The 26,129-nt window shown below is 54.5% G+C and carries 28 protein-coding genes; 16 read left to right on the forward strand and 12 right to left on the reverse strand.

The window, feature by feature from the left end; translation table 11 throughout:
* Positions 1–134: 134 nt before the first annotated feature.
* From ACMGG3_RS01895 to ACMGG3_RS01910, 4 genes are read left to right on the forward strand one after another with little or no spacing between them, the layout of a single operon-like run.
* Positions 135–1,637, forward strand: a complete 1,503-nt coding sequence (locus ACMGG3_RS01895) for a sugar ABC transporter ATP-binding protein (protein WP_414149536.1) — start codon at positions 135–137, stop codon at positions 1,635–1,637.
* Positions 1,634–2,629 (forward strand): ABC transporter permease, encoded by a 996-nt coding sequence (locus tag ACMGG3_RS01900; protein WP_025204689.1) that lies wholly within the window; start codon positions 1,634–1,636, stop codon positions 2,627–2,629. Before ACMGG3_RS01895 ends, ACMGG3_RS01900 begins: the two co-directional genes overlap by 4 nt.
* 30 nt (positions 2,630–2,659) lie before the next feature.
* Entirely contained in the window at positions 2,660–3,724 is a 1,065-nt protein-coding gene (locus ACMGG3_RS01905) for a sugar ABC transporter substrate-binding protein (RefSeq protein WP_041162483.1), read from the forward strand.
* Complete coding sequence (locus tag ACMGG3_RS01910) at positions 3,721–4,962, forward strand: LVIVD repeat-containing protein (RefSeq protein WP_014169085.1); 1,242 nt, start codon at positions 3,721–3,723, stop codon at positions 4,960–4,962. Before ACMGG3_RS01905 ends, ACMGG3_RS01910 begins: the two co-directional genes overlap by 4 nt.
* A gap of 54 nt (positions 4,963–5,016) precedes the next feature.
* Here the strand turns inward: ACMGG3_RS01910 and mtnK are convergent, their stop codons facing one another.
* Positions 5,017–6,216, reverse strand: coding sequence for an S-methyl-5-thioribose kinase (mtnK, locus tag ACMGG3_RS01915; protein ID WP_073395733.1), 1,200 nt, complete (start codon positions 6,214–6,216; stop codon positions 5,017–5,019).
* Positions 6,217–6,321: 105 nt separating this feature from the next.
* On the opposite strand from mtnK, the gene mtnA reads away from it, so the two are divergent.
* Positions 6,322–7,338 (forward strand): S-methyl-5-thioribose-1-phosphate isomerase, encoded by a 1,017-nt coding sequence (mtnA, locus tag ACMGG3_RS01920; RefSeq protein ID WP_073395735.1) that lies wholly within the window; start codon positions 6,322–6,324, stop codon positions 7,336–7,338.
* A gap of 43 nt (positions 7,339–7,381) precedes the next feature.
* Positions 7,382–7,852 carry an SRPBCC family protein gene (locus ACMGG3_RS01925; RefSeq protein ID WP_014169088.1) on the forward strand — a complete coding sequence of 157 codons (471 nt, stop codon included), beginning with the start codon at positions 7,382–7,384 and terminating at the stop codon, positions 7,850–7,852.
* Positions 7,853–7,892: 40 nt separating this feature from the next.
* Here the strand turns inward: ACMGG3_RS01925 and ACMGG3_RS01930 are convergent, their stop codons facing one another.
* Genes ACMGG3_RS01930 through ACMGG3_RS01940 form a run of 3 tightly spaced genes read right to left on the reverse strand, consistent with a single transcriptional unit; the run spans position 7,893 to position 9,732 of the window.
* Positions 7,893–8,435: a 1,2-dihydroxy-3-keto-5-methylthiopentene dioxygenase gene (locus tag ACMGG3_RS01930; protein WP_014169089.1), complete on the reverse strand. Its 543-nt coding sequence runs from the start codon at positions 8,433–8,435 to the stop codon at positions 7,893–7,895.
* Positions 8,432–9,121: an acireductone synthase gene (gene mtnC / locus ACMGG3_RS01935; protein WP_041162485.1), complete on the reverse strand. Its 690-nt coding sequence runs from the start codon at positions 9,119–9,121 to the stop codon at positions 8,432–8,434. Before mtnC ends, ACMGG3_RS01930 begins: the two co-directional genes overlap by 4 nt.
* Complete coding sequence (locus ACMGG3_RS01940) at positions 9,118–9,732, reverse strand: methylthioribulose 1-phosphate dehydratase (protein WP_333096299.1); 615 nt, start codon at positions 9,730–9,732, stop codon at positions 9,118–9,120. Before ACMGG3_RS01940 ends, mtnC begins: the two co-directional genes overlap by 4 nt.
* 123 nt (positions 9,733–9,855) lie before the next feature.
* On the opposite strand from ACMGG3_RS01940, the gene ACMGG3_RS01945 reads away from it, so the two are divergent.
* Entirely contained in the window at positions 9,856–11,016 is a 1,161-nt protein-coding gene (locus ACMGG3_RS01945) for a pyridoxal phosphate-dependent aminotransferase (RefSeq protein ID WP_333096302.1), read from the forward strand.
* 154 nt (positions 11,017–11,170) lie between these two features.
* Here the strand turns inward: ACMGG3_RS01945 and citR are convergent, their stop codons facing one another.
* Positions 11,171–12,070: a DNA-binding transcriptional repressor CitR gene (gene citR / locus ACMGG3_RS01950; RefSeq protein ID WP_014169094.1), complete on the reverse strand. Its 900-nt coding sequence runs from the start codon at positions 12,068–12,070 to the stop codon at positions 11,171–11,173.
* Positions 12,071–12,709: 639 nt separating this feature from the next.
* Between citR and ahpC the strand changes: the two genes are divergently transcribed.
* Both ahpC and ahpF read left to right on the forward strand, forming a co-directional pair.
* Positions 12,710–13,273 (forward strand): alkyl hydroperoxide reductase subunit C, encoded by a 564-nt coding sequence (ahpC, locus tag ACMGG3_RS01955; protein WP_008501015.1) that lies wholly within the window; start codon positions 12,710–12,712, stop codon positions 13,271–13,273.
* A 175-nt stretch (positions 13,274–13,448) separates the two neighbouring features.
* Positions 13,449–15,014, forward strand: a complete 1,566-nt coding sequence (gene ahpF, locus ACMGG3_RS01960) for an alkyl hydroperoxide reductase subunit F (RefSeq protein WP_333096307.1) — start codon at positions 13,449–13,451, stop codon at positions 15,012–15,014.
* A 59-nt stretch (positions 15,015–15,073) separates the two neighbouring features.
* Here ahpF and uspG read toward each other — a convergent pair whose 3' ends face one another.
* Complete coding sequence (gene uspG / locus ACMGG3_RS01965; protein ID WP_020885008.1) at positions 15,074–15,502, reverse strand: universal stress protein UspG; 429 nt, start codon at positions 15,500–15,502, stop codon at positions 15,074–15,076.
* 180 nt (positions 15,503–15,682) lie between these two features.
* Here uspG and ACMGG3_RS01970 point away from each other — a divergent pair, with 180 nt between their 5' ends.
* Positions 15,683–16,921 (forward strand): zinc-dependent alcohol dehydrogenase, encoded by a 1,239-nt coding sequence (locus ACMGG3_RS01970; protein ID WP_059306344.1) that lies wholly within the window; start codon positions 15,683–15,685, stop codon positions 16,919–16,921.
* Positions 16,922–16,930: 9 nt separating this feature from the next.
* Here the strand turns inward: ACMGG3_RS01970 and yldA are convergent, their stop codons facing one another.
* Positions 16,931–17,020 (reverse strand): small membrane protein YldA, encoded by a 90-nt coding sequence (gene yldA / locus ACMGG3_RS01975; RefSeq protein WP_271661446.1) that lies wholly within the window; start codon positions 17,018–17,020, stop codon positions 16,931–16,933.
* A gap of 137 nt (positions 17,021–17,157) precedes the next feature.
* A complete protein-coding gene (rnk, locus tag ACMGG3_RS01980) occupies positions 17,158–17,568 on the reverse strand; it encodes a nucleoside diphosphate kinase regulator (RefSeq protein WP_333096311.1) in 411 nt (136 codons plus the stop codon).
* 254 nt (positions 17,569–17,822) lie between these two features.
* Here rnk and ACMGG3_RS01985 point away from each other — a divergent pair, with 254 nt between their 5' ends.
* Together ACMGG3_RS01985 and ACMGG3_RS01990 are read left to right on the forward strand one after the other, a co-directional pair.
* Positions 17,823–18,653 (forward strand): alpha/beta fold hydrolase, encoded by an 831-nt coding sequence (locus ACMGG3_RS01985; RefSeq protein WP_020885006.1) that lies wholly within the window; start codon positions 17,823–17,825, stop codon positions 18,651–18,653.
* A gap of 89 nt (positions 18,654–18,742) precedes the next feature.
* Positions 18,743–19,360 (forward strand): flavin reductase family protein, encoded by a 618-nt coding sequence (locus tag ACMGG3_RS01990; protein ID WP_333096313.1) that lies wholly within the window; start codon positions 18,743–18,745, stop codon positions 19,358–19,360.
* Here ACMGG3_RS01990 and rna read toward each other — a convergent pair.
* Positions 19,354–20,163 (reverse strand): ribonuclease I, encoded by an 810-nt coding sequence (rna, locus tag ACMGG3_RS01995; RefSeq protein WP_020885004.1) that lies wholly within the window; start codon positions 20,161–20,163, stop codon positions 19,354–19,356. The two genes, ACMGG3_RS01990 and rna, sit on opposite strands and share 7 nt — an antisense overlap.
* 94 nt (positions 20,164–20,257) lie before the next feature.
* A complete protein-coding gene (gene dcuC / locus ACMGG3_RS02000; RefSeq protein WP_020885003.1) occupies positions 20,258–21,625 on the reverse strand; it encodes an anaerobic C4-dicarboxylate transporter DcuC in 1,368 nt (455 codons plus the stop codon).
* Positions 21,626–22,120: 495 nt separating this feature from the next.
* Here dcuC and pagP point away from each other — a divergent pair, with 495 nt between their 5' ends.
* Together pagP and cspE are read left to right on the forward strand one after the other, a co-directional pair.
* A complete protein-coding gene (gene pagP, locus ACMGG3_RS02005; RefSeq protein ID WP_014169108.1) occupies positions 22,121–22,738 on the forward strand; it encodes a lipid IV(A) palmitoyltransferase PagP in 618 nt (205 codons plus the stop codon).
* A gap of 190 nt (positions 22,739–22,928) precedes the next feature.
* Positions 22,929–23,138 carry a transcription antiterminator/RNA stability regulator CspE gene (gene cspE / locus ACMGG3_RS02010; protein ID WP_002439184.1) on the forward strand — a complete coding sequence of 70 codons (210 nt, stop codon included), beginning with the start codon at positions 22,929–22,931 and terminating at the stop codon, positions 23,136–23,138.
* 220 nt (positions 23,139–23,358) lie between these two features.
* Here cspE and crcB read toward each other — a convergent pair whose 3' ends face one another.
* Positions 23,359–23,742 carry a fluoride efflux transporter CrcB gene (gene crcB, locus ACMGG3_RS02015; protein ID WP_014169110.1) on the reverse strand — a complete coding sequence of 128 codons (384 nt, stop codon included), beginning with the start codon at positions 23,740–23,742 and terminating at the stop codon, positions 23,359–23,361.
* Between the two features lie 67 nt (positions 23,743–23,809).
* On the opposite strand from crcB, the gene ACMGG3_RS02020 reads away from it, so the two are divergent.
* Together ACMGG3_RS02020 and tatE are read left to right on the forward strand one after the other, a co-directional pair.
* Complete coding sequence (locus ACMGG3_RS02020) at positions 23,810–24,598, forward strand: deaminated glutathione amidase (RefSeq protein WP_414149537.1); 789 nt, start codon at positions 23,810–23,812, stop codon at positions 24,596–24,598.
* Positions 24,599–24,724: 126 nt separating this feature from the next.
* Complete coding sequence (gene tatE, locus ACMGG3_RS02025) at positions 24,725–24,928, forward strand: twin-arginine translocase subunit TatE (RefSeq protein ID WP_014169112.1); 204 nt, start codon at positions 24,725–24,727, stop codon at positions 24,926–24,928.
* 81 nt (positions 24,929–25,009) lie between these two features.
* Here tatE and lipA read toward each other — a convergent pair whose 3' ends face one another.
* Positions 25,010–25,975, reverse strand: coding sequence for a lipoyl synthase (gene lipA, locus ACMGG3_RS02030; protein ID WP_014169113.1), 966 nt, complete (start codon positions 25,973–25,975; stop codon positions 25,010–25,012).
* Between the last annotated feature and the right edge of the window lie 154 nt (positions 25,976–26,129).

Raw genomic sequence — 26,129 nt, forward strand, 5'->3', positions numbered from 1 at the left:
AACCCGATGTTATGTCTGGACATCCGGATGGCTAATAATATTTCGCTTTATCTTATGCCTTTTCCGTCGTTGTCAGTCAACCGGAGCTGTGAAAAATTCGATAAATCACAATATGAAAGAAGGATTTAACGCGGATGGTTTCCAGTCGCCTTGAGATGCGCGGTATCAGCCTGGCCTTTTCCGGCTTTCAGGCGTTGTCGCGCGTGGATTTGACGTTAATGGGCGGCTCCGTGCATGCGCTGACCGGCGCAAACGGCGCGGGGAAATCGACGCTGATGGCGGTGCTGTGCGGCACTTACGATCGCTACGAAGGTGAGATCTGCATTAATAACCAGCCGGTGACGATCCGCGAGCCGCTTGATGCCAAACGGCTGGGTATCCACCTGGTGCAGCAGGAAGTGGACGTCGCGCTGATACCAGGGCTGAGCATTGCCGAAAACATCATGCTCGATCAGCTCGCACAGCCGGGGCATCGCTATCGCTGGCGCGCAATCCGCCAGCAGGCGAAACAGGCGCTGGCGCAGCTGGGTATCGCTCTGGATGTGCGACGCATCGTCGACACCTGCACGCTGGCAGAAAAGCAGCAGATTTTGCTGGCGCGGGCGCTCTCACACCACTGCCGTTTTCTGATTCTGGATGAACCGACCGCGCCGCTGGATAGCCATGAAAGCGAACGGCTTTTCGCCGTAGTGAGACGTCTGCAAAAGCAGGGGATTGGCGTGGTGTTTATCTCTCACCGTATTCATGAACTGAACGCTATTTGCGACACCTTAACCGTGCTGCGCGACGGCAAGCTGATTGAATCCGGCCCGATGGCGAACCTCAGCGGTGACGCAATCGTTGAGAAGATGCTTGGCCATGAGCTTAACGATATCTATCCGCCGGCCCGTCCTGCGCACAGTGACGAGACGTTACTGCGCGTGGAAGGGCTGCACGATGACGCGCTGTTGAAAGATATCTCCCTGCACCTGCGAAAAGGCGAAATTCTGGGCATTGCCGGGCTGGCGGGAGCGGGCAAAACGGAACTCTGCAAGGCGCTGTTTGGGGCCAGCAAAAGCCGTGTAGCGTGTGGTGAGCTAAATCATCAGCCCTGGCAGCCGCGCGATCCGGCGGATTCGGTATTGCGCGGTCTGGCGCTGGTACCGGAGGAACGGCGTAAAGAGGGCATTTTTATTGATGAACCGGTGAGCATGAACCTGGCGGTCACCGCGGATAACAGCTTCTCGCGCTGGAGTCTGTTCGGCCACCGTCAGGCGTGGCGCTGGGCGGAAGAGGTGATTGCCCGCGTCGGCGTGCGTGCGCGTGGGCCGGGGCAGGTGCTGCGTCGTCTGTCGGGGGGCAACCAGCAGAAGATTGCCATCGGCAAGTGGCTGCGCAACGACGCCAGCGTGTTGATTTTCGATGAGCCGACCAAAGGCGTCGATGTCAAAGCGAAAACCGATCTGTTCCAGTTAATTGACGGCCTGGCGCGCGAGGGCAAAGGGGTGATTTACGCTTCCGGTGAATTCTCTGAACTGGTGGGGCTGTGCGATCGCATTTGCGTGCTGTGGGACGGACGTATCGTGGCGGAAATCGCCGGGGCCGAGGCCCACGAAGAGGCACTACTTTATTATTCAACCGGAGGAACGGCGTCGTGAGCAAGGCCCTTTCAGTGACGGCGGCAGCGTCTGGTCGTCAGCAAATTTTTGATTTTCTCTACAAGTGGGGCATGTTGCTGACCGTGGTGGCACTGGTGGCCATCTTTGGCCTGGCGTCGGACAACTTCCTCGATCCGAACAACATTATCAATATCCTGCGCTCCATTGCCATCGTGACGGTGATTGCTATCGGGGTGTCAATTTCGCTGACCATCGGCGGGTTTGACCTGTCGGTTGGTTCAACGGCATCGCTGGCTAACGCGCTGGTGGTGTCACTGTTCGTCTGGTACGGCTTCGGCACCACCGAATCGATACTGATTACCCTGGCGCTTTGTACTCTGGTTGGCCTGTTTAACGCGTTTCTGATTGTCATCCTGCGGATCCCGGACATGCTTGCCACGCTTGCCAGCCTGTTTGTTATCCAGGGCGTGGCGATGACCTACAGCTACGGCGGGTCAATTACCGAAAACATGGTGCTGCCGAGCGGCGACATGGCTGAAGGGACCATTCCGGCGGCATTCAGCCTGCTGGGACAGGTGCCGACTATCGTGATCATCATGCTGGTGGTGACGATCCTCGCACAGCTGGGGCTGTCACTGACCACCCACGGACGACGCATGTATGCCATCGGCGGTAATCCGGAGGCGGCACGTCTCTCCGGTATTCGCACCACGCGCTACAAGGTGGCGGCCTACGTGATTGCCTCTCTGCTCGCCGGATTAGGCGGCATTTTACTGGCCTCGCGGATTGGCTCGTCACAGGTGAATGCGGGCGGCGGCTATCTGATGGATGCGGTTGCGGCGGCGTGGATTGGCTTCTCGCTCGCCGGGTCCGGAAAACCGAACGCGCTGGGTACGCTCGTCGGGGCAGTCATTCTTGGCGTGCTGTCGAACGGTCTGGTGATGCTTTCCGTACCCTATTACGCGATGGACATTATAAAAGGGCTGGTGCTCGCCGTGGCGCTGGCGATTACCTACATACAAAAACGCTAACGATTGATCACAACACAACGGGAAAACAGAATGAAAAAAATCACCCTCTCTCTGGTGGCATTAGGGTTACTGACGTCGCTGCCAGGCCTTGCGGCAACCCCCGCACCGCTTCCGCCCGCCATTGCAAATCATGACGGCCCTATCCGCATTGCGGTGATCCGTAACCTCGGCTCTGACGACAACACCACGCAGTTTGTCGCCGGTGCCATTCAGGAAGGCAAAAAGCTCGGCTTTAAGGTCAGCACCTTTTTGAGCAATGGCGACGACGCCAAATTCCAGGACTTCGTTAATCAGGCGATCAGCCAGAAATATGACGGGATTATCCTCTCTCAGGGGCGCGACCCCTATGCGACCGCGCTGGTGAAAAAAGCCGTCGATGCCGGCATTAAAGTGTCGGTGTTTGATACCGCCGTTCAGGGCGACATTCCCGGGGTGACCGTGACCCAGCAGGATGATGCTTCCCTGACCCATCTCTCCTTCGGCCAGCTGGCGAAAGATTTCAACGGTAAAGCCAACATCGTGAAGCTGTGGGTTGCCGGTTTCCCGCCGATGGAACGTCGTCAGGCAGCCTATAAAGCGCTGCAGAAGCAGTATCCGGACATTAAAGAGCTGGAGTCTATCGGTGCCGTTTCGTCTGACGTGCAGGGAGATACCGCGAATAAAGTGGGTGCTATTCTGGCGAAATACCCGAAAGGCAAAATTGACGCCATCTGGGGAACCTGGGATGCCTTCAGCCAGGGGGCCTACAAAGCCCTGAAAGAGAATGGCCGCACCGAAATCAAACTCTACAGCATCGATATCTCAAACCAGGATCTTCAGCTGATGCGCGAGCCAGGCAGCCCGTGGAAAGTGAGCGTGGCGGTGGATCCGAAGCTGATTGGTGCAACCAACGTACGTCTGATTGCCAACAAGATTGCCGGTGAAACCACACCCGCCACGTATGATTTCAAAGCGGCGGCGATCCCGCAGACGCTGCTGACCGCCCAGCCAGGCGCGGTGAACGTGGCGTCGCTGGGGAAAATCATTCCAGGCTGGGGTCAGACCGAAGATTTTATCGCCCCGTGGTTTGCGACGCTTGAAGCGAAACATCAATGAGTGTGCTTCCCACGCCTGAATACAGCCGCAATATGCGGCTGATTGGCCATAGCGACCAGGGCGGTCGCCCGGACGGCGTGCAGTTGATGGTGCATCGCGGTTTCGCGTACATCGGGCATATGGTCTCGCAGGGCTTTTCCATTGTGGACGTGCGCGACCCTAAACATCCCAAACCGGCAGGCTATATGCCCGCGCCGCCCGGCACCTGGAACGTTCATCTTCAGGCGCACGATGATCTCCTGCTGGTCATTAATGCGCGAGACTTGTTCGCGGATGCCCGTTTCGCTGACGAAAAGGTCTACTACACCCGTCAGGTAGGAGAAACCGTACGCGACGTGCAGGACAAGGGCTGGAGCGCCGGGTTGCGGGTGTTTGATATCTCCACCCCAGACAAACCGCGTGAGATCGGTTTTTTATCCCTGAGCGGCATCGGCATTCACCGTATCTGGTACGTCGGCGGGCGCTGGGCGTATGTTTCGGCGCTGATCGACGGCTTTACCGACTATATTTTCCTGACGATCGATCTGGCCGACCCGCAAAAGCCTGAGGTGGCCGGGCGCTGGTGGCTGCCGGGGATGAACCAGGCCGACGGTGAGCAACCCAATTGGCCGGAAGGCAAACGCTACGCGTTGCACCACGCGATTATCGCCGGGGATACCGCTTACGGGAGCTGGCGCGACGGGGGACTGACGCTGCTGGACGTGAAGGATCGCACGCAGCCGAAGCTGATTAGCCATCGCAACTGGAGCCCGCCGTTTGGAGGTGGCACGCACACCGCGCTGCCATTGCCGGATCGTGACCTGCTGGTGGTGCTGGATGAAGCGGTACTGGATAACCAGGAGGACGGTGAGAAGTTCATCTGGCTGTTTGATATTCGCGAGCCGTCGAACCCGGTGAGTATTTCCACTTTCCCGCAGCCACAGGAGCGGGATTATGTGGCCAAAGGGGCGCATTTTGGTCCACACAACCTGCACGAGAACCGGCCGGGAAGCTTTGTCAGCTCAACGCTGATTTTTGCGACCTGGCAGAATGCGGGCGTGCGCGCGTTTGATATTTCCAATCCTTACCGTCCCGTTGAAACCGGTGCGCTGGTGCCGGCGGCGCCTGAGAGGATGATGGATACGCGGCCGAATCGACCGCAGGTGATCCAGTCATGCGATGTGTTTGTCGATGCGCAGGGCATTATCTACAGCACGGATTATAACGGTGGATTGTCGGTGATTGAGTATCTGGGGTAACGGCGCGCTGGTGTCTTTCTGACGGCCCTCTTCATCGGGAGAGGGCCGAGGCGTTTAACTGTACTGACGCACCCGCGCCACCAGATCTTCAGCGGTGTCGATACGGTCGGCAATCACAATCAGCGCCTTGCCAAGCGTAATCGCGTGGCGCAGGCATTCGTGGCGCATTGCTTCATCCTGAATGGTCTCGATATCCGCCACGTGCGACAGACCGACACTGCGGCGAATCAGCTCCGTGCCGCAGAATCCGATCGCGTCTTTCCAAACCTTTTTCAGGAATTCAGAGGCGTAGCCCGGGGCAGCAAGTGCCGCATCGCGCGTTTTCTCACTGGCCAGGATCTGGAAGCGCTCCGCGAAGGTGTTCCACAGCGTCTGAATGTCGGTCAGACGCTGTTCACGGGCCGCGGCGGCATCGCGAATACCGAGATGCCCCGGCAGGCCGCAGAAATTGAGCAGCAGGTTGCCGATGGCGGTGCCGACGTCAAAACCGATGGGGCCGAAGTAGCCGAACTCTGCGTCGATGGCTTTCAGACTGCCGTCTGCCACGAAAATCGAGCCACTGTGAATATCGCCATGCAGCAGGGCTTCAGCGTGTGAGAAGAAGCGGTGCTTCAGCGAGGCCACGGCAATTTTTAACTGAGCGTCATCGCGAAGGGCGGCAACGTCTTTTTCCAGTTCAGCAGGGTAGTTGTTACGTTCGTGGACCTGGTACGGATCGTTGAAGAACAGATCTTCGGTGATCTCGCACATCTCCGGATTAATGAATTTCGCGACCTGTGCTTTCTTTTCATGCGGGTGCAGGTAAAAGTCGCTGGTATGGAACAGCGTGTGCGCGAGGTATTCACCCAGCTGACGCGCCGCCTGCGGGTAGTAGGTATTTTTGATCAGCTCCCCGCGCCAGATGGCATGGCTGGAGAGATCTTCCATCACCATCACCGCCAGTTCGGGGTCGAAGTGGTGGATTTTCACCGTGTGCTGCGGGCTGTGCTGGTAGTGTTCGACCAGCGTTTGCGCCTCCAGGCGGGCGCGATCCAGGGTCAGTGGCCAGGATTCGCCGACGCAGCGCACATACGGCAGCGCCTGCTTAACAACGATGCGGCTTACGCCCTCGGTATCGTAAATTTTGAACACCAGATTGAGGTTACCGTCGCCCACTTCCTGCGCCTCCACCAGCGATGAGGGATCATCAAGGCCGCCGAACTGCTTTGCATACTCCACGGCATCCTGGGCGGTAAAGGTACGGTATTGCGACATTGCCTGTTCCTCACTGGTTTAGCTAATAAAGACATTTAGACGTCTATACATCTGGATTTCATCCTGACACAATGTGCTACAACAACGCAACAGGGAATTAACGACATGCAGACATTACAGACGACCAGCCTGCGAGTGGCGGAGAATCAGTTATTTATTCTCGATCAGCAGGCGCTTCCTCAGGAGAAACGCTGGCTTGACGCCTCGACGGTAGAGGCGCTGGTCGGCCATATTCACGCCCTGCGCGTACGCGGGGCACCGCTGATTGGTCTCTCTGCAAGCCTGCTGCTGGCCCTTCTGGCGGAAAACGGCAAAAGCCGTGATGAACTGGCTGTGGCCCTGGAGACCCTGCGGGCATCCCGCCCGACGGCGGTGAACCTGATGAACAACCTCGACCGCATGAAGCTGGCTCTCTGGCAGGAGGATTTTGTGCCTGCGCTGGTGGCGGAAGCGCTGCGTCTGATTGATGAAGACAAGCAGCTGTGCGAGGCCATCGCGAATGCCGGCAGTACGCTGGTGAAACCCGGCAGCCGTCTGTTGACCCACTGCAATACCGGCGGGCTGGCGACGGCAGGGGTTGGCACCGCGCTCGGCGTGATTGCCCGCGCGCATCAGGAAGGACGCGTCAGCTCTGTCTGGGTGGATGAAACCCGCCCCCTGTTGCAGGGTGGAAGACTGACCGCATGGGAACTCGGCGAACTGGGCGTGCCGTACCAGCTGATCGCCGATTCCATGGCCGCCAGCCTGATGGCAAAAGGGCTGGTTGACGCGGTGTGGGTGGGCGCAGACCGTATTGCGGCTAACGGCGACGTGGCGAATAAAATTGGCACCTATTCTCTGGCGGTTCTGGCAACGTTCCACGGTATTCCGTTCTATGTCGCTGCCCCGCATACCACGCTTGACCCGGCGTGCCCGAACGGTGAGGCAATCCCCATTGAACAACGTGCGGCCAGCGAAGTGACGGGCGTGGCCGGGAGCTTTGGCGCGGTGCAGTGGGCTCCTGAAAACGCGCAGGTCTACAACCCGGCCTTTGACGTCACGCCAGCGGCATTGATAAGCGGTTGGGTGCTGGATACGGGCATCGTCACGCCGAAAGAGGTGGCAAAAGGGAAATTCGCCTGAGGACGACTATCCTTTAAGGGGTTCCCTTTAGGAGGACATTCACGTGACGCTTGATCCTGATACAGACTTAAAACTGGAACGCGTGGTGGATGCCCCACGCGATCTGCTGTGGCTCTGCTGGACGACACCCGAGCACATCAAAAACTTCTTCATTCCGGTTCCGCACAAAGTGACCGAGTGTGATCTTGACCTGCGCGTTGGCGGGCGGTTTAACACGGTGTTTGAGGTAGACGGGCAACGGATGGATAACCGGGGTGTGTTTCTCGAAATCGATCCCGGTAGGAAGCTGGTCTTTACCGACGGTTACACGGAAGGCTGGAAGCCCGCCGAAAAGCCGTTTATGACGGCCATTCTACTGCTGGATGATGTGGGGGAGGGCAAAACGCGTTATACCGCTATTGCTCGCCACCCAACGGCGGAAATCCGCGAGCAGCATGAACAGATGGGCTTCCACGAAGGGTGGGGCATTGTGCTGGACCAGCTGGTGGCGTATACGAAGGGATTGAAACACTGACGTTTTTTCGCCCCCTCTCCCTGAAGGGAGAGGGGAAAAATCATGCCAGACGCGGATACGCATCCGCAATCGCATCGCCGGTGAACTGCGCAATCCACCCCTCGGGGTTATCAAAAATACGAATGGCGGTAAAGTTCGGCTCTGAGCCCATATCAAACCAGTGCGGCGTTCCGGCAGGCACGGAAATCAGGTCGTTTTTCTCACACAATACCTGACACACCTCGTCGCCAATGTGCAGGCAAAAAAGCCCCGCACCCTCAACAAAGAAACGCACTTCATCTTCCCCGTGAGTATGCTCGTTCAGGAACTTTGCGCGCAGCGCCTCTTTTTGAGGGTTGTCGGCACGCAGGCTGATGACATCCCAGCTCTGATAACCTTTCTCTGCCACTAACGTGTCGATCGCATGCTGATAAGCCGCGATAACCGCATCGGGGGCAGGATCGCGGCCTAAGTCGCGGTCTGCGGCCCAGCGTTCAAAACGCACCCCTCTGGCGTTGAGCTGTTGGGCGATGTCGGCAGCGTCGGTGCTGTGCCAGCGAGGTTGACTGGGGTCTTTATCGGAATAAATGGTCAATGCGCTCATGAAGGGATCTGCTCCGGGTTAATCTCGTCGAACTGGTGTACCTGATGGTGATGGCTTGCACCGTCATCATCGCCGCGAATCAGCTGCAGGGTGCGAAAACCTGCCTGCTCAGCGGCGTCCAGCTCCTGATGTATATCCGACAGGAACAGGATCTGCGACGGGGGGATACCCGTTTGTGCCGCAATGTTCTGGTAAGACTGGACGTCGCGTTTGGCACCGATGTGGGTATCAAAATAGCCGCTGAACAGATGAGTAATATCACCTTCGTCGCTGTAGCCAAATAACAGTTTCTGCGCCGCGACGGAGCCTGAGGAATAAACATAGAGATCAATACCCTGCGCTTTCCATTTTTCCAGCGCAGGCAGTACGTCCGGGTAGAGGTGGCCGGTAAAATCGCCGTTAACGTAGCCGTCGTGCCAGATGATCCCCTGTAGCGCCTTCAACGCGGTTGACTTGCGATCTTCATCCATAAACGTAAAAAGTGTGTCGATAAGATCGCTTACGCTGGCGTGCGGGTGGTTAATTTCATCACGCAGGTTGTCCAGAATCGATTTGACCGGCTCGGCGTACTGCTGCGCGGTCACAAAGGCCGCCAGACGCTCACGCGCGTAGGGGAACAAAACATCATGGACAAAACGGATATCGCTGGTGGTCCCTTCAATATCCGTCACAATCGCGCGAATCATACTCTCTCCCAGTGTCGTAAACGCATTTCGCATTCAAATAAGAATTCCAGTCCTTCCAGATGACGGCGGGCCTCGGCCACATCGCGTCCCCAGCAGGTTAAGCCATGACCGCGCAGAAGAAAACCATAATTAAACGGGTGCGCCTGAGCGTATTCGGCAATGCGCACGGCGAGCGCGTCGATATCCTGGTCGTTATCAAACACCGGGATGGCGACCGTATCCAGATGCGTGCTCTGCCCGGAGAGGGATTTTTGCATCTCAAAGCCGGTGATCTTCAGTTCGGGCTCTTTGACCAGCCGCGACAAGACCGTGGCATTGACGGTATGGACGTGCAGAACCGCGTTGGCTTCGGGAGACAGACGATAGATGAGCGTGTGAAGCCCGGTTTCAGCCGACGGCGTGCGGCCAGACGGTGCACGGTTGGTCGCAATCTCCACCTGCAGAAAATCGTCGGTGGTCAGGCTGCCTTTATCTTTACCGGATTCACTGAGCCAGCACAGATGCGCATCCTGACGCACGGACATGTTGCCGCCGGTCGCGGGGGCCCAGCCTTTGGCGCCGATCCAGCGGCAGGCGTCGACCAGGTGTGTGAGTTGCAGGTTGTCGGTCATCTTCCTTTTTCCCTCTCGGTCAGGAATATTCATATTGTTTAGACGTCTAAGCGTCTTGATTGCCAAAGACTAACATCGTGTTATAGTGTCAGCAACATAAGTATTACATGCAGGCACAACACAATGAGCAATAAAGCATTGATTCCTCAGAGTAAACTTCCCAGTCTTGGCACCACCATCTTTACGCAAATGAGCGCACTGGCCCAGCAGCACAACGCCATTAATCTCTCGCAAGGGTTCCCTGATTTTGATGGCCCGCGTTATTTGCAGGAACGTCTGGCGTACCACGTTGCGCAGGGGGCGAACCAGTATGCACCGATGACGGGCGTGCAGGCTCTGCGGGACGCCATTGCAGACAAAACGGCTGAGCTGTATGGCTATAAGCCAGACGCTACCAGCGACATCACGGTGACGGCAGGGGCGACCGAAGCGTTGTATGCCGCAATTACCGCGCTGGTGCGCACGGGTGATGAGGTGATCTGCTTTGACCCGAGTTATGACAGCTACGCGCCGGCGGTTGAACTCTCCGGCGGCGTGGTGAAACGTATCGCGCTACAGCCACCGCATTTCCGTCCGGACTGGCAGGCGTTTGCTGCCTTGCTGAGCGACAAAACCCGTCTGGTTATTATCAATACCCCGCACAACCCGTCGGCGACTGCATGGCAGAAAGCCGATTTCGCAAAGCTTTGGCAGGCGATTGCCGGGCGTGAAATTTACGTGCTGAGCGATGAAGTGTATGAGCACATCTGTTTTGCGCAGGAAGGGCATGCCAGCGTGCTGGCCCATCCGCAGCTTCGCGAGCGTGCCGTGGCGGTATCGTCATTTGGTAAAACCTATCACATGACCGGCTGGAAGGTGGGGTACTGCGTGGCTCCCGCAGCCATCAGCGCTGAGCTGCGTAAAGTGCATCAGTACCTGACGTTTGCCGTAAACACGCCGGCCCAGCTGGCCCTGGCTGATATGCTGCACGCCGAACCGGAGCACTACCGCGACCTGCCGGCATTCTACCGTCAGCGTCGGGATCTGTTTGTGAATGCGCTAAGCCAGAGCCGTCTGGAGATTTTACCCTGCGAAGGGACCTACTTCCTGCTGGCGGACTACAGCGCGATTTCGGATCGGGATGACGTGAGTTTTTGCCAGTGGCTGACAAAAGAGGTGGGCGTTGCTGCCATTCCGCTGTCCGTATTTTGCGCCGACCCGTTCCCGCATAAGCTGATCCGGCTCTGTTTTGCGAAACAGGAATCGACGCTTCTCGCGGCGGCGGAGCGGCTGAGTACACTCTGAGCGTGTCATCCCTCTCGCGTAAGAATAACGGCGGTCTGCCCATAATAAGTGAGAGGAATATCAGTCAAAATAACGCGAAAGCGCGTTATAAAATATAAGTCAGGATTATGTATTAACAGAGAAAACGGGCTGTGAGCGACACAGCCCGTCGCTGTTATTTTTCTGTTACTTCGTTAATAAATTTCGCGAATGCCGTACTGTTTAATGCCGAACGATTATAAATCATAAAAATGTTAAGCGAGGGAAGGGTGAAGGGTGCAGTGATTTTTTTGAGTCTTAGCACTTCACTGTATTTATCAAATAAAATTTCGGGTACGTAACCAATTAACTGAGAGGCACTTATCATAGAAATAATAGTAAATACAGAGTCACAGCGAAAACCGATTGTCTTTTCCGCATGCACTTTTTCTGCCATCGATTGATAGGTTTTAACGCCCGGCTCATCACTGAGGAATATCGTAAACTTCTCTTCCTGAAGCTCTTCCATGGTGGCCACCTCTTTCATCCGCGGATGATCCTGGCTGCAGACCAGCAGGACGGAATAGGATGCATATGGCACACAAATCATTGAACGGTTGCTAACCGGGGCCATTGAGAAAATTAAGTCTGCTTTACGGTATGCCAGCAGATCCTCTGCGGAGTCAGCAGAGAGCAGCATGTCATGCAGTTCAATCTCGTAATTGTGCTCACGCATCAATAATTTAAGCGGGCCCAGCAGGTTTTCTGTGGTCAGGATTTGCGGGCTGTACACCACAAAATTCTTTTTTAGCGTTGAGCCATGCATGATGTTAATCGTCTGCTCAAGCTGGTTGAGGTTTTGCTCAAGATGATGGTGCAGGTTCACGCCTACCGTGGTGGGCGTAATCCCTTTCCCGGAACGAATGAACAGGGGATCGTTGAGCTGATTACGCAACCTTTGCAGCGACTGGCTGACCGCCGAGGGCGTAATATAGAGCGTTTCTGCTGCCTTGCTGATGCTTAGGTGCTGATAAATACACTCGAAAATTACCAACAGATTAAGATCAAATTTTTTCAGATCGTAGAGATTAGCCATGTTTCATCCTGAGTGGACTGCGTTGCGTTAACACATCACTGATAACTATAGAAGGAAGTTAATCATTTGCCATCCATGCAATTAACTTACTTAATTAGAGTTGTATGTTGACTTAATATATCACGATGGCAGATTTATAAAATAGAGCTTCAATGAATATTAAGATATTTTTATCTCTAAAACTGCGAGAGTGTTTGCATTAAAATAGTCTCAATTATATATAGACAAATAATTATCATTCATTTTTATTAATCCTCGTAGGCGCATCTTCAGTCCTGCGCGATAAACTGTGTTCGATGAAACCTATCACAGCCATAGATACGATTGGCGCTCATGTGCATTGCCCTCGCGCTGTGCGGGTGTTGTAATCAAGGCGCTGTTACGGCCTTGATATGAGGTATGTAGAGCGCAACGCAACGCCAGCAATTGCTGGCACTGAAAGTTCCTGTGGAAAGTTCAGGTATCAGGGCCGCCCACCAGGGCGGCCTTTTTACTTTTGGCTATTCGTTAATTCAGTTCATCACATTGTCTTGTTCGGGTTGTTAGGTATGGCTGATTGATTTGATAAAGCAAACGCATTAGCCCACCCGGCGAAAGTTGGTTACCTTACATCTCAACGAAAACACGGAGGAAGTACAGATGTCTTTGATTAATACCAAAATTAAACCTTTCAAAAACCAGGCGTTCAAAAACGGTGAATTCATCGAAGTGACCGAGAAAGATACCGAAGGCCGCTGGAGCGTCTTCTTCTTCTATCCGGCTGACTTCACCTTCGTTTGCCCTACCGAACTGGGTGACGTTGCAGACCATTACGACGAACTGCAGAAGCTGGGCGTAGACGTTTACTCTGTTTCTACCGACACCCACTTCACCCACAAAGCATGGCACAGCAGCTCTGAAACCATCGCGAAAATCAAATATGCGATGATCGGCGACCCGACTGGCGCCCTGACCCGTAACTTCGACAACATGCGTGAAGATGAAGGCCTGGCTGACCGTGCTACCTTCGTTGTTGACCCGCAGGGCATTATCCAGGCAATCGAAGTTACCGCTGAAGGTATCGGCCGTGATGCTTCTGACCTGCTGCGTAAAGTGAAAGCGGCGCAGTACGTTGCTTCTCACCCAGGCGAAGTTTGCCCGGCGAAATGGAAAGAAGGCGAAGCGACTCTGGCACCGTCTTTAGACCTGGTTGGCAAAATCTAAGTTTCCCGCCGTCTTTCGCGCAGAGCATCGCCTGCTCTGACGCGACAGGCTCCGGAAATGACAGTCGTAATGGGCGCGCCCGCGCCCATTTTATTCCAGCACCATGATGCAAGTTGCATTCAGGCCGCCCGAATAAGGCAGCTTGCATGATGACGTTTTTAGAGAGGGAAGAACAATGCTCGACACCAATATGAAAACCCAGCTCAAGGCCTACCTTGAGAAACTGACCAAACCTGTTGAGCTGATTGCCACGCTGGACGACAGCGCTAAATCGGCAGAGATCAAGGAACTGCTGGCAGAGATCGCCGAACTGTCACCGAACGTGACCTTCAAAGAAGATAACGGTCTGGCGGTGCGCAAGCCCTCCTTCCTGATCACCAATCCGGGTTCTGACCAGGGGCCGCGTTTTGCCGGTTCTCCACTGGGCCACGAATTCACCTCGCTGGTGCTGGCACTGCTGTGGACCGGTGGTCATCCGTCAAAAGAGGCGCAGGCGCTGCTCGAGCAGATCCGCGATATTGACGGCGATTTTGAGTTTGAAACCTATTACTCACTCTCCTGCCATAACTGCCCGGACGTGGTGCAGGCGCTGAACCTGATGTCGGTGCTGAACCCGCGCATTAAGCACACGGCGATTGACGGCGGTACGTTCCAGAACGAAATCACCGACCGTAACGTCATGGGCGTTCCGGCGGTCTTTATGAACGGTCAGGAGTTTGGCCAGGGCCGTATGACGCTGACCGAAATCGTTGCCAAAGTGGACACGGGTGCCGAAAAACGTGCGGCAGAAGCGCTGAACAAACGTGATGCGTATGATGTTCTGATTGTCGGCTCCGGCCCGGCGGGCGCGGCGGCGGCGGTTTACTCCGCCCGTAAAGGCATTCGTACCGGCCTGATGGGCGAACGCTTCGGTGGCCAGGTGCTCGACACCGTGGATATCGAAAACTACATCTCTGTGCCGAAGACCGAAGGCCAGAAACTGGCTGGCGCACTGAAGGCGCACGTCAGCGATTATGAAGTGGATGTGATCGACAGCCAGAGCGCCAGCAAGCTGGTTCCGGCCGCGGTTGAAGGGGGATTACACCAGATTGAAACCGCCTCCGGCGCGGTGCTGAAAGCGCGCAGCATTATTATTGCCACCGGCGCCAAATGGCGCAACATGAACGTTCCGGGTGAAGATCAGTATCGCACCAAAGGCGTCACCTACTGCCCGCACTGCGACGGCCCGCTGTTTAAAGGTAAACGCGTGGCGGTGATCGGCGGCGGTAACTCCGGTGTGGAAGCGGCGATTGACCTGGCGGGTATCGTTGAACACGTCACCCTGCTGGAGTTCGCCCCAGAAATGAAAGCGGACCAGGTGCTGCAGGACAAAGTGCGTAGCCTGAAAAACGTCGATATCGTGCTGAATGCGCAGACCACGGAAGTAAAAGGTGACGGCAGCAAAGTGACCGGTCTGGAATACCGCGACCGCGTGAGCGGTGACGTGCATAGCGTGGCGCTGGCGGGGATCTTCGTACAGATTGGTCTGTTGCCAAACACCACCTGGCTGGACGGCACGATTGAGCGCAACCGCATGGGCGAAATTATTATCGATGCGAAATGCGAAACCAGCGTGAAAGGGGTGTTCGCGGCAGGGGACTGCACCACGGTTCCGTACAAACAGATCATCATTGCCACCGGTGAAGGGGCGAAAGCGTCTCTGAGCTCGTTCGATTATCTGATTCGCACCAAAACGGCATAAAAAGAAAGCAAGACTACACCTGCAACAGCAAGAGGCCACCGAAAGGTGGCCTCTTTTTTTTACCTGACGACCATCACCGGAATGTGGGTGTGGCGGATCACGCTCGACGCGTTAGAGCCCAGCAGGTGGGTGGTAATGGAAGGATTACGGGAACCGATCACCACGACGTCTGCTTTCAGTTCATTGGCCAGTTCATTAACGGCATCCCGCACGCTGCCGAACCTGACGTGAGTTTTGATACGTGAAGGGTCGATGCTGAAATGCCCGACCATGGTTTGTAGACGATTTTCAGCTTCGTGCTGAAGATGCTCTTCGAAGCGACGTACATCGGCGGCAAAGCGGTGCAGACTCAGGCTGGCGGAACCCGGTAACACGTGTAAAAGATGAATGATCCCGTCCTGCTGCGCCAGGAACTCCGCGTGGCGTACGGCCTTGTCGCTCAGCTCCATCTCGAAAACATCAACCGGCATAATGATTGTCTGATACATACCCGTTTCTCCTTGTTTATAAACGCTGAATTCATTCAACCACAAAATATGAATGGTTTCTGTAAGCGCGGCGCCACTTTTTGATCTCGCCAGGAAAAATCTCAAAAGATCCGTCATCACGGGCAAGTCTTCTGGGGTAGCTACCCTTTATACACTGTCCTGGATCCTTTCGGAGGTTGCATGAAAGCACTCACGTATCACGGCCCGCATCATGTTCGCGTCGAGAATGTCCCCGATCCCATCATTGAACAGCCAGACGATATTATTCTGCGGGTCACGGCTACGGCGATTTGCGGGTCCGATCTGCATCTCTATCGCGGCAAAATCCCGAAGGTGCAACACGGCGATATTTTTGGTCATGAATTTATGGGGGAAATCGTTGAGTGCGGCAGGGAGGTGAAGAATTTACAGAAGGGCGATCGCGTGGTTATCCCGTTTGTGATTGCCTGCGGTGACTGTTTCTTCTGCCGTCTGCAGCAGTACGCGGCCTGCGAGACGACTAACGCCGGGCAAGGCGCCGCGCTGAACAAAAAGCAGATTCCCGCGCCAGCCGCGCTGTTTGGCTATAGCCATCTCTACGGCGGCGTGCCGGGAGGCCAGGCGGAATATGTTCGCGTACCGAAGGGGAACGTTGGGCCGTTCAAGGTGCCGCCGCTGTTGTCCGATGACAAAGCGCTGTTCCTGTCAGATATTTTACCCACCGCCTGGCAGGCGGCAAAAAATGCGCAGATCGAAAAAGGATCGAGCGTGGCCGTTTTCGGTGCCGGGCCGGTGGGGTTGCTAACCATTGCCTGCGCGCGGCTGCTCGGGGCGGAACAGATCTTCGTCATCGACCATCACCCGTATCGCCTGCGATTCGCTCAGTCGCGCTACGGCGCAATCCCTGTCAACTTTGATGATGATAACGATGCCGCCGAAAAAATCATTGAGCAAACTGCCGGCCAGCGTGGTGTCGATGCGGTGATTGATGCCGTCGGGTTCGAAGCCAAAGGCAGCACCACGGAAACAATCCTCAGCAACCTTAAAATTGAAGGCAGCAGCGGCAAAGCGTTGCGTCAGTGTATCGCGGCTGTCCGGCGCGGCGGCGTTGTCAGCGTCCCTGGCGTTTACGCCGGGTTTATTCACGGCTTCCTGTTTGGCGATGCCTTCGATAAAGGGCTGAGTTTCAGGATGGGGCAGACACACGTCCACGCCTGGCTGGGCGAGTTGCTGCCGCTTATCGAAAAAGGGCTGCTTACGCCGGAGGAGATTGTGACCCACTATCTGCCGCTGGCGGATGCGGAACGCGCCTACAAGATTTTCGAAAAACGGGAGGAGGAGTGCCGCAAGGTCATTCTGGTGCCGGGAGCGGAAACGCCTGACGCGGCGGCACAGCAGGTGAAAGGCCTGGTCAATGCTTTCCCGGGTGGGGTGGTGTGAGATTATCGCTTACCGATGACGCTCAAGATAAAGCACCGCCATGACGATGATCGCCAGAATAATGAGAAAAATAAGTGTGATAACCACTATCTCACTCATGACCGTCCCCGCGGCACCCAAACAGATTAAGCGTGGGTTAAGGGGTTTTCGGGCGATATAGGATAATCGGGTGAATTTGCGGAAAGAGGATGCGGGTGCATCCTCTGTGCAACGCGGGAGCGTTTGTTCAGATGGGGTTAACGCAGGTAGTCGCCCGCGGCTTCTGGCTGGTAGAGCAGCTCCAGCACTTCCAGATGCGCCGCAGCACCGCCCGGCAACGCCCAGTTGATGGTGTCTCCCGTACGCAGACCAAGAAGCGCGGCACCCACAGGGGCAAGGACCGAAAGCTGTGCACTGCTGTCGGTCATCTGCGCCGGGTAGACCAGCGTTCGGGTCAGCTCTTCACCGGTGGCCAGGTTACGGAATTTAACCCGGCTGTTCATGGTGACCACGTCGTGAGGTATGGATTCAGGCGTGCACATCTGCGCCCGGTCAAGCTCTTCATTCAGGGCGTCAGCCACCGGAAGCGAAGCGAATTCTGCTTTTTCCAGCAGTCTGTCAATACGTTCTGCGTCAAGCTCATTGATGATAATGGTGGGTCTGGACATTTTTTACTCCATGTCGTTAATGCTGCGTGTAACGCAGAAACCAATCCAAAAGAAAACCCTCGCCGTCTGGCAGCGAGGGTTTAACTCTTCTGATGATACTGGCTGAGCGCACAACTTTGAAGTGATACAGGTCACATTCATGGGTCATATGAATTTTCGGTGAAAAACGTGCTCCCTTGCCAATTTGCATTATTCTTTTTAAGCGCCCCCTGCGGGCGACTATCCGCATTCAGTGTTTCTTCTCAGGAGATCTCATGAGCGATTACGACAAAATTACGTTGAAAGACGGCAGTTATTTATATTTTAAAGACTGGGGAAGCGGGCAACCCGTGGTGTTTAGCCACGGCTGGCCGCTGACGGCGGATGCCTTTGAAGACCAAATGTTATACCTGGGATCAAAAGGATTTCGCGTAATTGCACATGACCGCCGCGGACATGGCCGCTCAGCGCAGCCGTGGGATGGGCACAATATGGATCAGTACGCCGACGACCTGGCTGAGCTGACGGCGCGTCTGAATCTGAAAGACGCTGTTCACGTGGGGCATTCAACCGGCGGTGGCGAAGTGGCGCGCTATATTGGTCGCCACGGTACGGATCGCGTGGCGAAAGCGGTACTTATTGGTGCCGTGACACCGATTATGATCAAAACCGATTTCAACCCGAACGGTGTGCCGAAAGAGGTGTTTGATGGTATTCGGGAAGGCGTGATTAACGATCGCGCGGCTTTCTTCTATGCGCTGACCGAGGCGTTTTATGGCTATAACCGCCCAGGGGCGAAAGAGTCCAAAGCGGTGCGGGAGAGCTTTGTTGAGCAGGGGCTTCAGGGGTCGATCAAGGCGCTGTATGATTGCGTCAAAGCGTTCTCTGAAACCGATCTGCGTGAAGATCTGAAAAAGATGACTATCCCAACGCTGGTGATCCACGGCGACGACGACCAGATAGTCCCGATCGAGACCTGTGGTCGGGTGGCTGCAGAGATCCTGCCGAACGCTGAGCTGAAGGTCTATGCCGGGGGTTCTCACGGCATATGCACCACGCATAAGCACCAGATCAATGACGATTTGCTGAAATTTATTCAGTCTTAATTCCTGGCGGATTGCGTTACGCTGAGTGTCCTGATCCAGGGTACTGAGCGAAACGCAATTCGTGTCTGCCCCACCATTAAGAGAGCACTATGTATTTCTATCAACCTTCTCTGGGACACGGCCTGCCGCATGACCCACTGAACGCGATTATTGGCCCACGCCCGATTGGCTGGATCTCCTCGTGCGACAACGCCGGTCAGCTGAATCTCGCGCCGTATAGCTTCTTTAACTGCTTTAACTATCGTCCGCCCATCATCGGTTTTTCCAGCAACGGCTGGAAAGACAGCGTGCGTAATATTACCGAAACTGGCGAGTTTGTCTGGAACCTGGCGACGCGCGATCTGGCTGAAGCGATGAATGCGACCTCGGCTATGCTTCCCCACGATGAAAATGAATTTACCTTTGCGGGGTTAACCCCAGCGGCCAGCCAGCTGGTGAACGCCCCGCGGGTGGCAGAAAGCCCGGTTAACTTTGAGTGTCGCCTGTCGCAGTGTATTCAGCTTACCGGGGCCGACGGCACACCGGTTGATACCTGGCTGGTGCTCGGCGAAGTGGTGGGTATTCACATCGCCGAAACGTTGCTGGAAGAGGGGATTTATCAGACGGCGAAAGCGCAGCCCATCCTGCGTGGGGGTGGGCCGACGGCTTACTATGGCATTAGTGACGAGCACCGGTTTGACATGACCCGACCGATCGTCAATCAGTGACCGGCTTTATCAATGACGAATTGTTTTCCGCAGTTACCCGGATGTGGCTGCGGAGCAAATGAGGTCGCAGAAAGCGGGTTATTAATGGTGTCTGCCTTCAGTGAGATCTGCATTTCGGTCAGGTAGGACGGGTTGCCATTACAGGTAAGCTTGAACGCTTTGACATTCTCCTTGCCCCAGCCTTTGGCCACGGCGCTGTCAAAGTCGCTGCGGCTTACGGTTTTTCCGTAGTTATCGGCGAGGAACTTGCCGACCGCGCTGTTTTTTATCTCCTGATTCATGCGCACCATCGTGCCGAAATACGCGTCAGGATCAAAACCAAAGCACACGCCGTGTTTGGCATATTCGTAGCGTTCCAGGCAGGAGTTACCGCCAGCACCTGGCATAACGCTGTTCAGCTTCGCAGCACCTGAAAGCGACAGTCCGGTTTCGGCGGCAGCGCATTTGCGACTGGCCTTCACCTCCGGCATGTTCGGGATTGGACGGGTCGCGCAGCCAAAACGCATCCAGCGACGTTCATCCACACCCCGTGCGGCAACAGATTTTGGCAGCCCCGGCCATAATCCGTGCACGGTCAGAAAATCGGTTTTGTTATCACTCTCTTTTTGTAAACGGCACTCTTCGGGCTCGTTGCGGTTACGGTCGGCCATGCTCTGGCAGAACCCGGTTTGCCAGGAAAGAGCCAGAACGTAGCGATCGAAATCGCCATACTGCGTTGCCTTGAGTGGGTCGGCCTGTGCGGAGAATACACAGAGTGCCAGCGCGATTGCGCCAGACGGAATAACGATATCCTTCCTGAACATGTGATTTCCTGATCGAATGAGCATGAATAATTTCTGGAAATTATTAAAGCACAAAAAGCGCCCGCAGGCGCTTTCTGGATATCAGGAATTTAGCTTAAGCTGCGCCGGGTACCAGCACCTGCGTGGCAATAATCACGATAATCAGCCCCACAATCACGGGGACGGAGGTGCGTTTGATCACTTCAAAAGGCGAGATTTTTGCCATCCCGGCAACGGCTACAACCACACCCGATACCGGCGAAATGGTGCGACCGAGGTTTGACGCCTGCAGCATGGGGATGGAGAGATAGGCCGGGTTAATGCCCGAGGAGTGAGCCAGTTTCGGGATCATCTCAACGAAGGCGTAGAACGGCGCGTTACCTGAACCGGTGGTCATGGCGGCGAGCATGGTCAGCACTACCAGAACCAGCATCAGGATAATACTGGCCGAGCCGAACGAGGTGGCGATGGAAATCAGGCTCTGAATAAAGCCGATGGTGCTCAGGCCCTGGGCGAAGACGCCTGCTGCAACCAGCAGCATAACGACCCCTGCAAACGCATCCGCCATACCGCGATAGGCCACTTCCAGACCCGAGAAGACTTTCTGCGTGTTAAACCCACGCACAAACTCCAGCAGGGCGGCCAGCAGCATGCAGATCACCAGAATGGTGATGATGTGCAGCTGCGGGCCCCATTTACCGTCAAAAATAAGCACGCCAATAATAGGTGTGAACGGCAGAATGGCATAAAACGCCGGCGCGGTGGTGGTGATTTCACTCACGTCCAGCATCTCGTGGCTGATGTTCTCTTTTTTATCGAGATAGCGCTGCCAGAAGAAGTGCGCGATGCCCATGCCGACAATGGCGACGATAGAAATGGGCAGCGTGGTTTTGAACGCAAAGTCGATAAGCGACATCTCAGCGGCTTTGGCTGCGAGCACGACATCACCGGAGGTGGGGGAAAGAATAATGGCGGCCGGCGAGGCGCAAATCGCGGCGGCCGCGCCGCGGCTGATACCGACGTTAACCATAATCGGGAACAGGGTGGCCATTAACAGTACGCCAAGACCGGTTGCGGACGACACGGCAAGGGACATCAGGCAGGCAAGGAAATAGGCCGCGACCATCAGCAGATACGGGGAGTTAATGTACTGCAGCGGTTTGGACGCCAGTTTAACCACCATATCATTCGCGCCGATATGGGTCATGTACGCCGCAAAACCGCACAGCATCATGATCATCATACCCAGGTCGCCACCGCGGCTCATGAGCAGGATTTTAATGTATTCAACAATGTCTGTGGCGGTGTAGCCCGTACTGTCTGCGCTGGCCGGTAACACCTGATGGCCCATGATGGCGCTGATAATGAGCAGGGTTAGCCCGCCGACAAATAACACCCCTGTGGCCGAGTAACCTTTAATGATGTAGCGCGCTACACCGACAATGACGACGACTCCGATAAGGAGCTCGATAAACGTAAGCATGGTTTCCCCTGTGTACTTGCTGCCCGAGAGCACAAATAATCAATAAAAAAGAAGGATGAAATGTGCCGAATTAATGTTCTGTCCTTGCTGATTAAAATCAATAAACAGACTACTAAAGAAGATATTAACGGTATTTTTGCCATCGCTCCGGCATTTATCTCATGAGCATATTGACCGGTAGAGATATCACTATATGTCAATTAAATGATAATGGGTTGTTAAATATTTTGTGGGTTTAAATTCGCCACAGAAAGAAAAGGCAAAAACCCTTTGGAAATTGGGTTTTTAATGGCTGCTGGCAGCCCTCCGGAACGGGCCCTGGAGACCGTCATTGCTGGCGTTGGTGAGGTTGTTCAGCGTATTAAAGCCTAATAAAGGCTTACTTTTGTTGTGCTTATTATGGCGTGAAGGTATGTTCCTCTCAGAATATTCCCAGGAAGACGCTGATTAATTAGGAATAACGCTGATGCTGTTAAGCTTTGATTAAACTATTTTATGGTAAACTTTGCCTCGAATACTAAGAATGGTAATTGCATTGTGATTGTACGTAATAAATTTTTCCTCATTTTGTTGTTTATTTTTGGGCAGTTAGCATTGTCGTCTGTTGCACACGCCGAGAGCAATGCAACCGATAAAGGCTGGTTCTCCACCTTCACTGATAATGTGTCGCAGACCTGGACTGCGCCAGAGCATTATGACCTGTATGTTCCGGCAATAACGTGGCATGCGCGTTTTGCCTATGACAAAGAAAAGACTGACAAATATAACGAGCGCCCGTGGGGGGCTGGTTTTGGTCAGTCGCGTTGGGACGAAAAAGGGAACTGGCATGGCATCTATCTGATGGCCTTTAAAGATTCCTTTAACAAGTGGGAACCAATCGGGGGTTATGGCTGGGAGAAAACCTGGCGTCCGTTAGCCGATGAAAACTTCCATGTGGGGCTGGGCTACACCGCCGGTGTGACCGCACGCGACAACTGGAACTACATTCCGATTCCGGTGCTGCTGCCTCTGGCCTCTATCGGCTATGGTCCGGCAACGTTCCAGATGACCTATATTCCGGGGACATACAACAACGGTAACGTTTACTTCGCCTGGATGCGTTTTCAGTTTTAACTGAAAAAACGTCACGTACTGGTGAAAAAATGTGCAGCCGTTGATTCCGTTGAGATAAAAAACCGTCAGCAGAAATTAACGCGACTTTAGTCACTTTTTATCAAAGAACCGCTGGACAAAAGGTCCCACAATTGATGTACTGGTACCCGACACAGCATTTGTGTCGTTTTTTAATGTAAAGGTAATTTTGATGTCTAAGATTAAAGGTAACGTTAAGTGGTTTAATGAGTCCAAAGGATTCGGTTTCATTACTCCTGAAGATGGCAGCAAAGACGTGTTCGTACACTTCTCTGCAATCCAGTCTAATGGTTTCAAAACTCTGGCTGAAGGTCAGCGTGTAGAGTTCGAAATCACTAACGGTGCCAAAGGCCCTTCTGCTGCTAACGTAATCGCTCTGTAATTCAGACGCGTCAGCAAGAATTTCAAAACCCGCTCACTGAGCGGGTTTTTTTTCGCGTTGAATCAGCTAAGCAGATACATTTTGAGGAAGCTGGCAACGATCAGCACGCTCAACAACACCACACCTGCGCTCATCAGGTTCTGTTTCATTCTGTCACCCTTGTTCAGTATTGCGTTCAGAGTGACAGAGAAAAATTAAGCCAACATTAACGCAGCGTCTGTTAGTGCGTCGTGGCGGAAGAAAATAGCCAGAATGCGATCCCCGTCATCGCAAAGGAGCCGAGCATATTAATCGCAATGTTCATCAGCGCCCAGCCGACACGCCCTTCCTGAAACAGGAAAACCACTTCCGCCGAGAACGTTGAGAAGGTGGTTAAACCGCCGCAAAAGCCGGTGGTAATCAATAGCTTCCACACGGGATCGATATGCGTCATACGGTTAAACCAGGCCAGCCCCACGCCAATAATGAAAGCACCTATCAGGTTAGCCGCCAGCGTACCCATTGGAATAGCCTGATGCAGGGGATTAAAACGCATACTCAAAAACCACCGCGCAACGCTACCCGTACCCCCACCAATAAAAACGGCTAAAAGTAGTTGTAACACTGTAAATACCTGCTATTTGATGTGTAAGAGTGGCGAGTTTAACGCGGTTTTTGCTGAGGGGACAAATATGTATGTTGCGGTAGGACAGTTTGCGGTTACGCCTGACTGGCAAGAGAATGCAGATAAATGTGTCTCTCTGATGAGGCAGGCCCGCCTGAAAGAAGCTTCCTTGCTGGTGCTGCCGGAGGCGCTGCTGGCAAGAGATGACAACGACCCGGACCTGTCGGTGAAGTCTGCCCAGCCTCTGGACGGCGGATTTTTACAGCACCTGCTGGCGGAAAGCGCGGGCAATGGTTTGACCACCCTCTTTACGGTGCATGTCCCCTCGACGGCGGGACGGGCGGTAAATACGCTCGTGGCCATCCGTGACGGCGCGATCGTTGCGCGCTATGCCAAACTCCATCTTTATGATGCCTTCAGCATTCAGGAATCGCGGCGGGTGGATCCGGGAGACAGCATCTCACCGCTGCTTGATGTCGATGGCTTTAAGATTGGGTTGATGACCTGCTACGACCTGCGTTTTCCTGAGCTGGCACTTACGCTCGCGTTAAAGGGGGCTGACGTGCTGGTTGTGCCTGCCGCGTGGGTCAAGGGGCCGCTTAAAGAGCATCACTGGGCAACGCTCCTTACAGCGCGTGCGCTGGATACTACCTGTTATGTTGTGGCCTCGGGGGAGTGCGGCAATAAGAACATTGGGCAGAGCAGGGTGGTGGATCCGCTGGGTGTTACGATAGCCGCTGCGGCGGAGGCCCCGGTTTTGCTGATGACAGAGTTACAGCGGGAGAGGATTACGCTTGCACGGCAGCAATTACCGGTTCTTCGCAACCGTCGGTTTGCGCCACCGCAATTATTGTGATGTTTTTTTCAACAATGCTTGATTCACCTTGTTACAGATTGCTATTGTGTGCACGCGTCAAATGACCGTTAATACAATCAGGTTTTTGGCGCTGAATGCAGCCTGGTTTATGTAAAGAAGGTATCTATGGGTGAGATTAGTATTACCAAACTGCTGGTGGTTGCCGCACTGGTCGTCCTGCTGTTTGGTACCAAGAAGTTACGCACGCTGGGTGGTGACCTGGGTGCCGCCATCAAAGGCTTTAAGAAAGCAATGAACGACGATGATGCGGCTGCGAAGAAAAGCGCCGAGGGTGACATCCCGGCAGAGAAGCTTTCTCACAAAGAGTAACGGCAATGCCTGAGGGCTTGCGAAAAAAAACCGGCTCAAGAGGCCGGTTTTTTTGTATTACTGTAAGTGAATATTACAGTCTTATTTCACTTCTTCGCCTTTTGCCTGCATATCGGCATGGTAAGAGGAGCGAACAAATGGGCCGCAGGCTGCGTGGGTAAAGCCCATCGCCATCGCTTCGGCTTTCATCTCATCAAACTCATCCGGGCTCACGTAGCGCTGCACGGGCAGGTGGTGGCGGCTTGGCTGCAGATACTGTCCCAGCGTCAGCATGGTCACACCGTGGCGGCGCAGATCGCGCATCACTTCGATGATCTCAGCATTCGTTTCACCGAGACCAACCATCAGGCCTGACTTGGTTGGAATATGGGGATGCGCTTCTTTAAAACGCTCCAGCAGCTTCAGAGACCAGTTATAGTCCGCACCAGGACGTACCTGACGGTAGAGACGCGGCACGTTCTCCAGGTTGTGGTTAAACACGTCTGGTGGCGTCGCGGTCAGGATGTCCAGCGCGCGATCCATACGGCCGCGGAAGTCTGGAACCAGCGTCTCAATTTTGATGTTCGGGCTTTTCTCACGAATAGCGGTAATGCAGTCAGCGAAGTGCTGAGCACCGCCATCACGCAGATCGTCACGGTCAACGGAGGTAATAACGACATAACGCAGCGCCATATCGGCGATGGTCTGTGCCAGTTTCTGAGGTTCGTTGGCGTCGGGTGCTACCGGGCGGCCATGAGCCACATCGCAGAATGGGCAGCGGCGGGTACAGATGGCACCCAGAATCATAAACGTCGCGGTACCGTGATTGAAACATTCAGCAAGGTTCGGGCAAGAGGCTTCTTCACAGACGGAGTGAAGGCCGTTCTTGCGCATCGCCGCTTTGATCCCCTGGATACGCGAAGAGTCAGCCGGAAGTTTGATTTTCATCCATTCCGGTTTTCTTAACAGCGCTTCGCGCTCTGTAGCCACGTTTTTAACCGGGATAAGGGCCATTTTATCGGCATCGCGGTATTTAACACCGCGTTCCATCACAATGGGTTTACTCATAGCGTGCGTGTTCCAGTTGCGAATATCGAAGGAAAGCGTTTCTATTCAAGGGAATGTTGTATTTATCAACTATTTTTGAACGAACGACAGGCAGTATATCATTGAAACGGTCGGTAAAGCAGCCTGCCAGGTCGCCAATTTGTAAAATAGTTGT

It is taken from the genome of Enterobacter sp. BNK-18, from assembly GCF_047456135.1.
Taxonomy (GTDB): domain Bacteria; phylum Pseudomonadota; class Gammaproteobacteria; order Enterobacterales; family Enterobacteriaceae; genus Enterobacter; species Enterobacter ludwigii.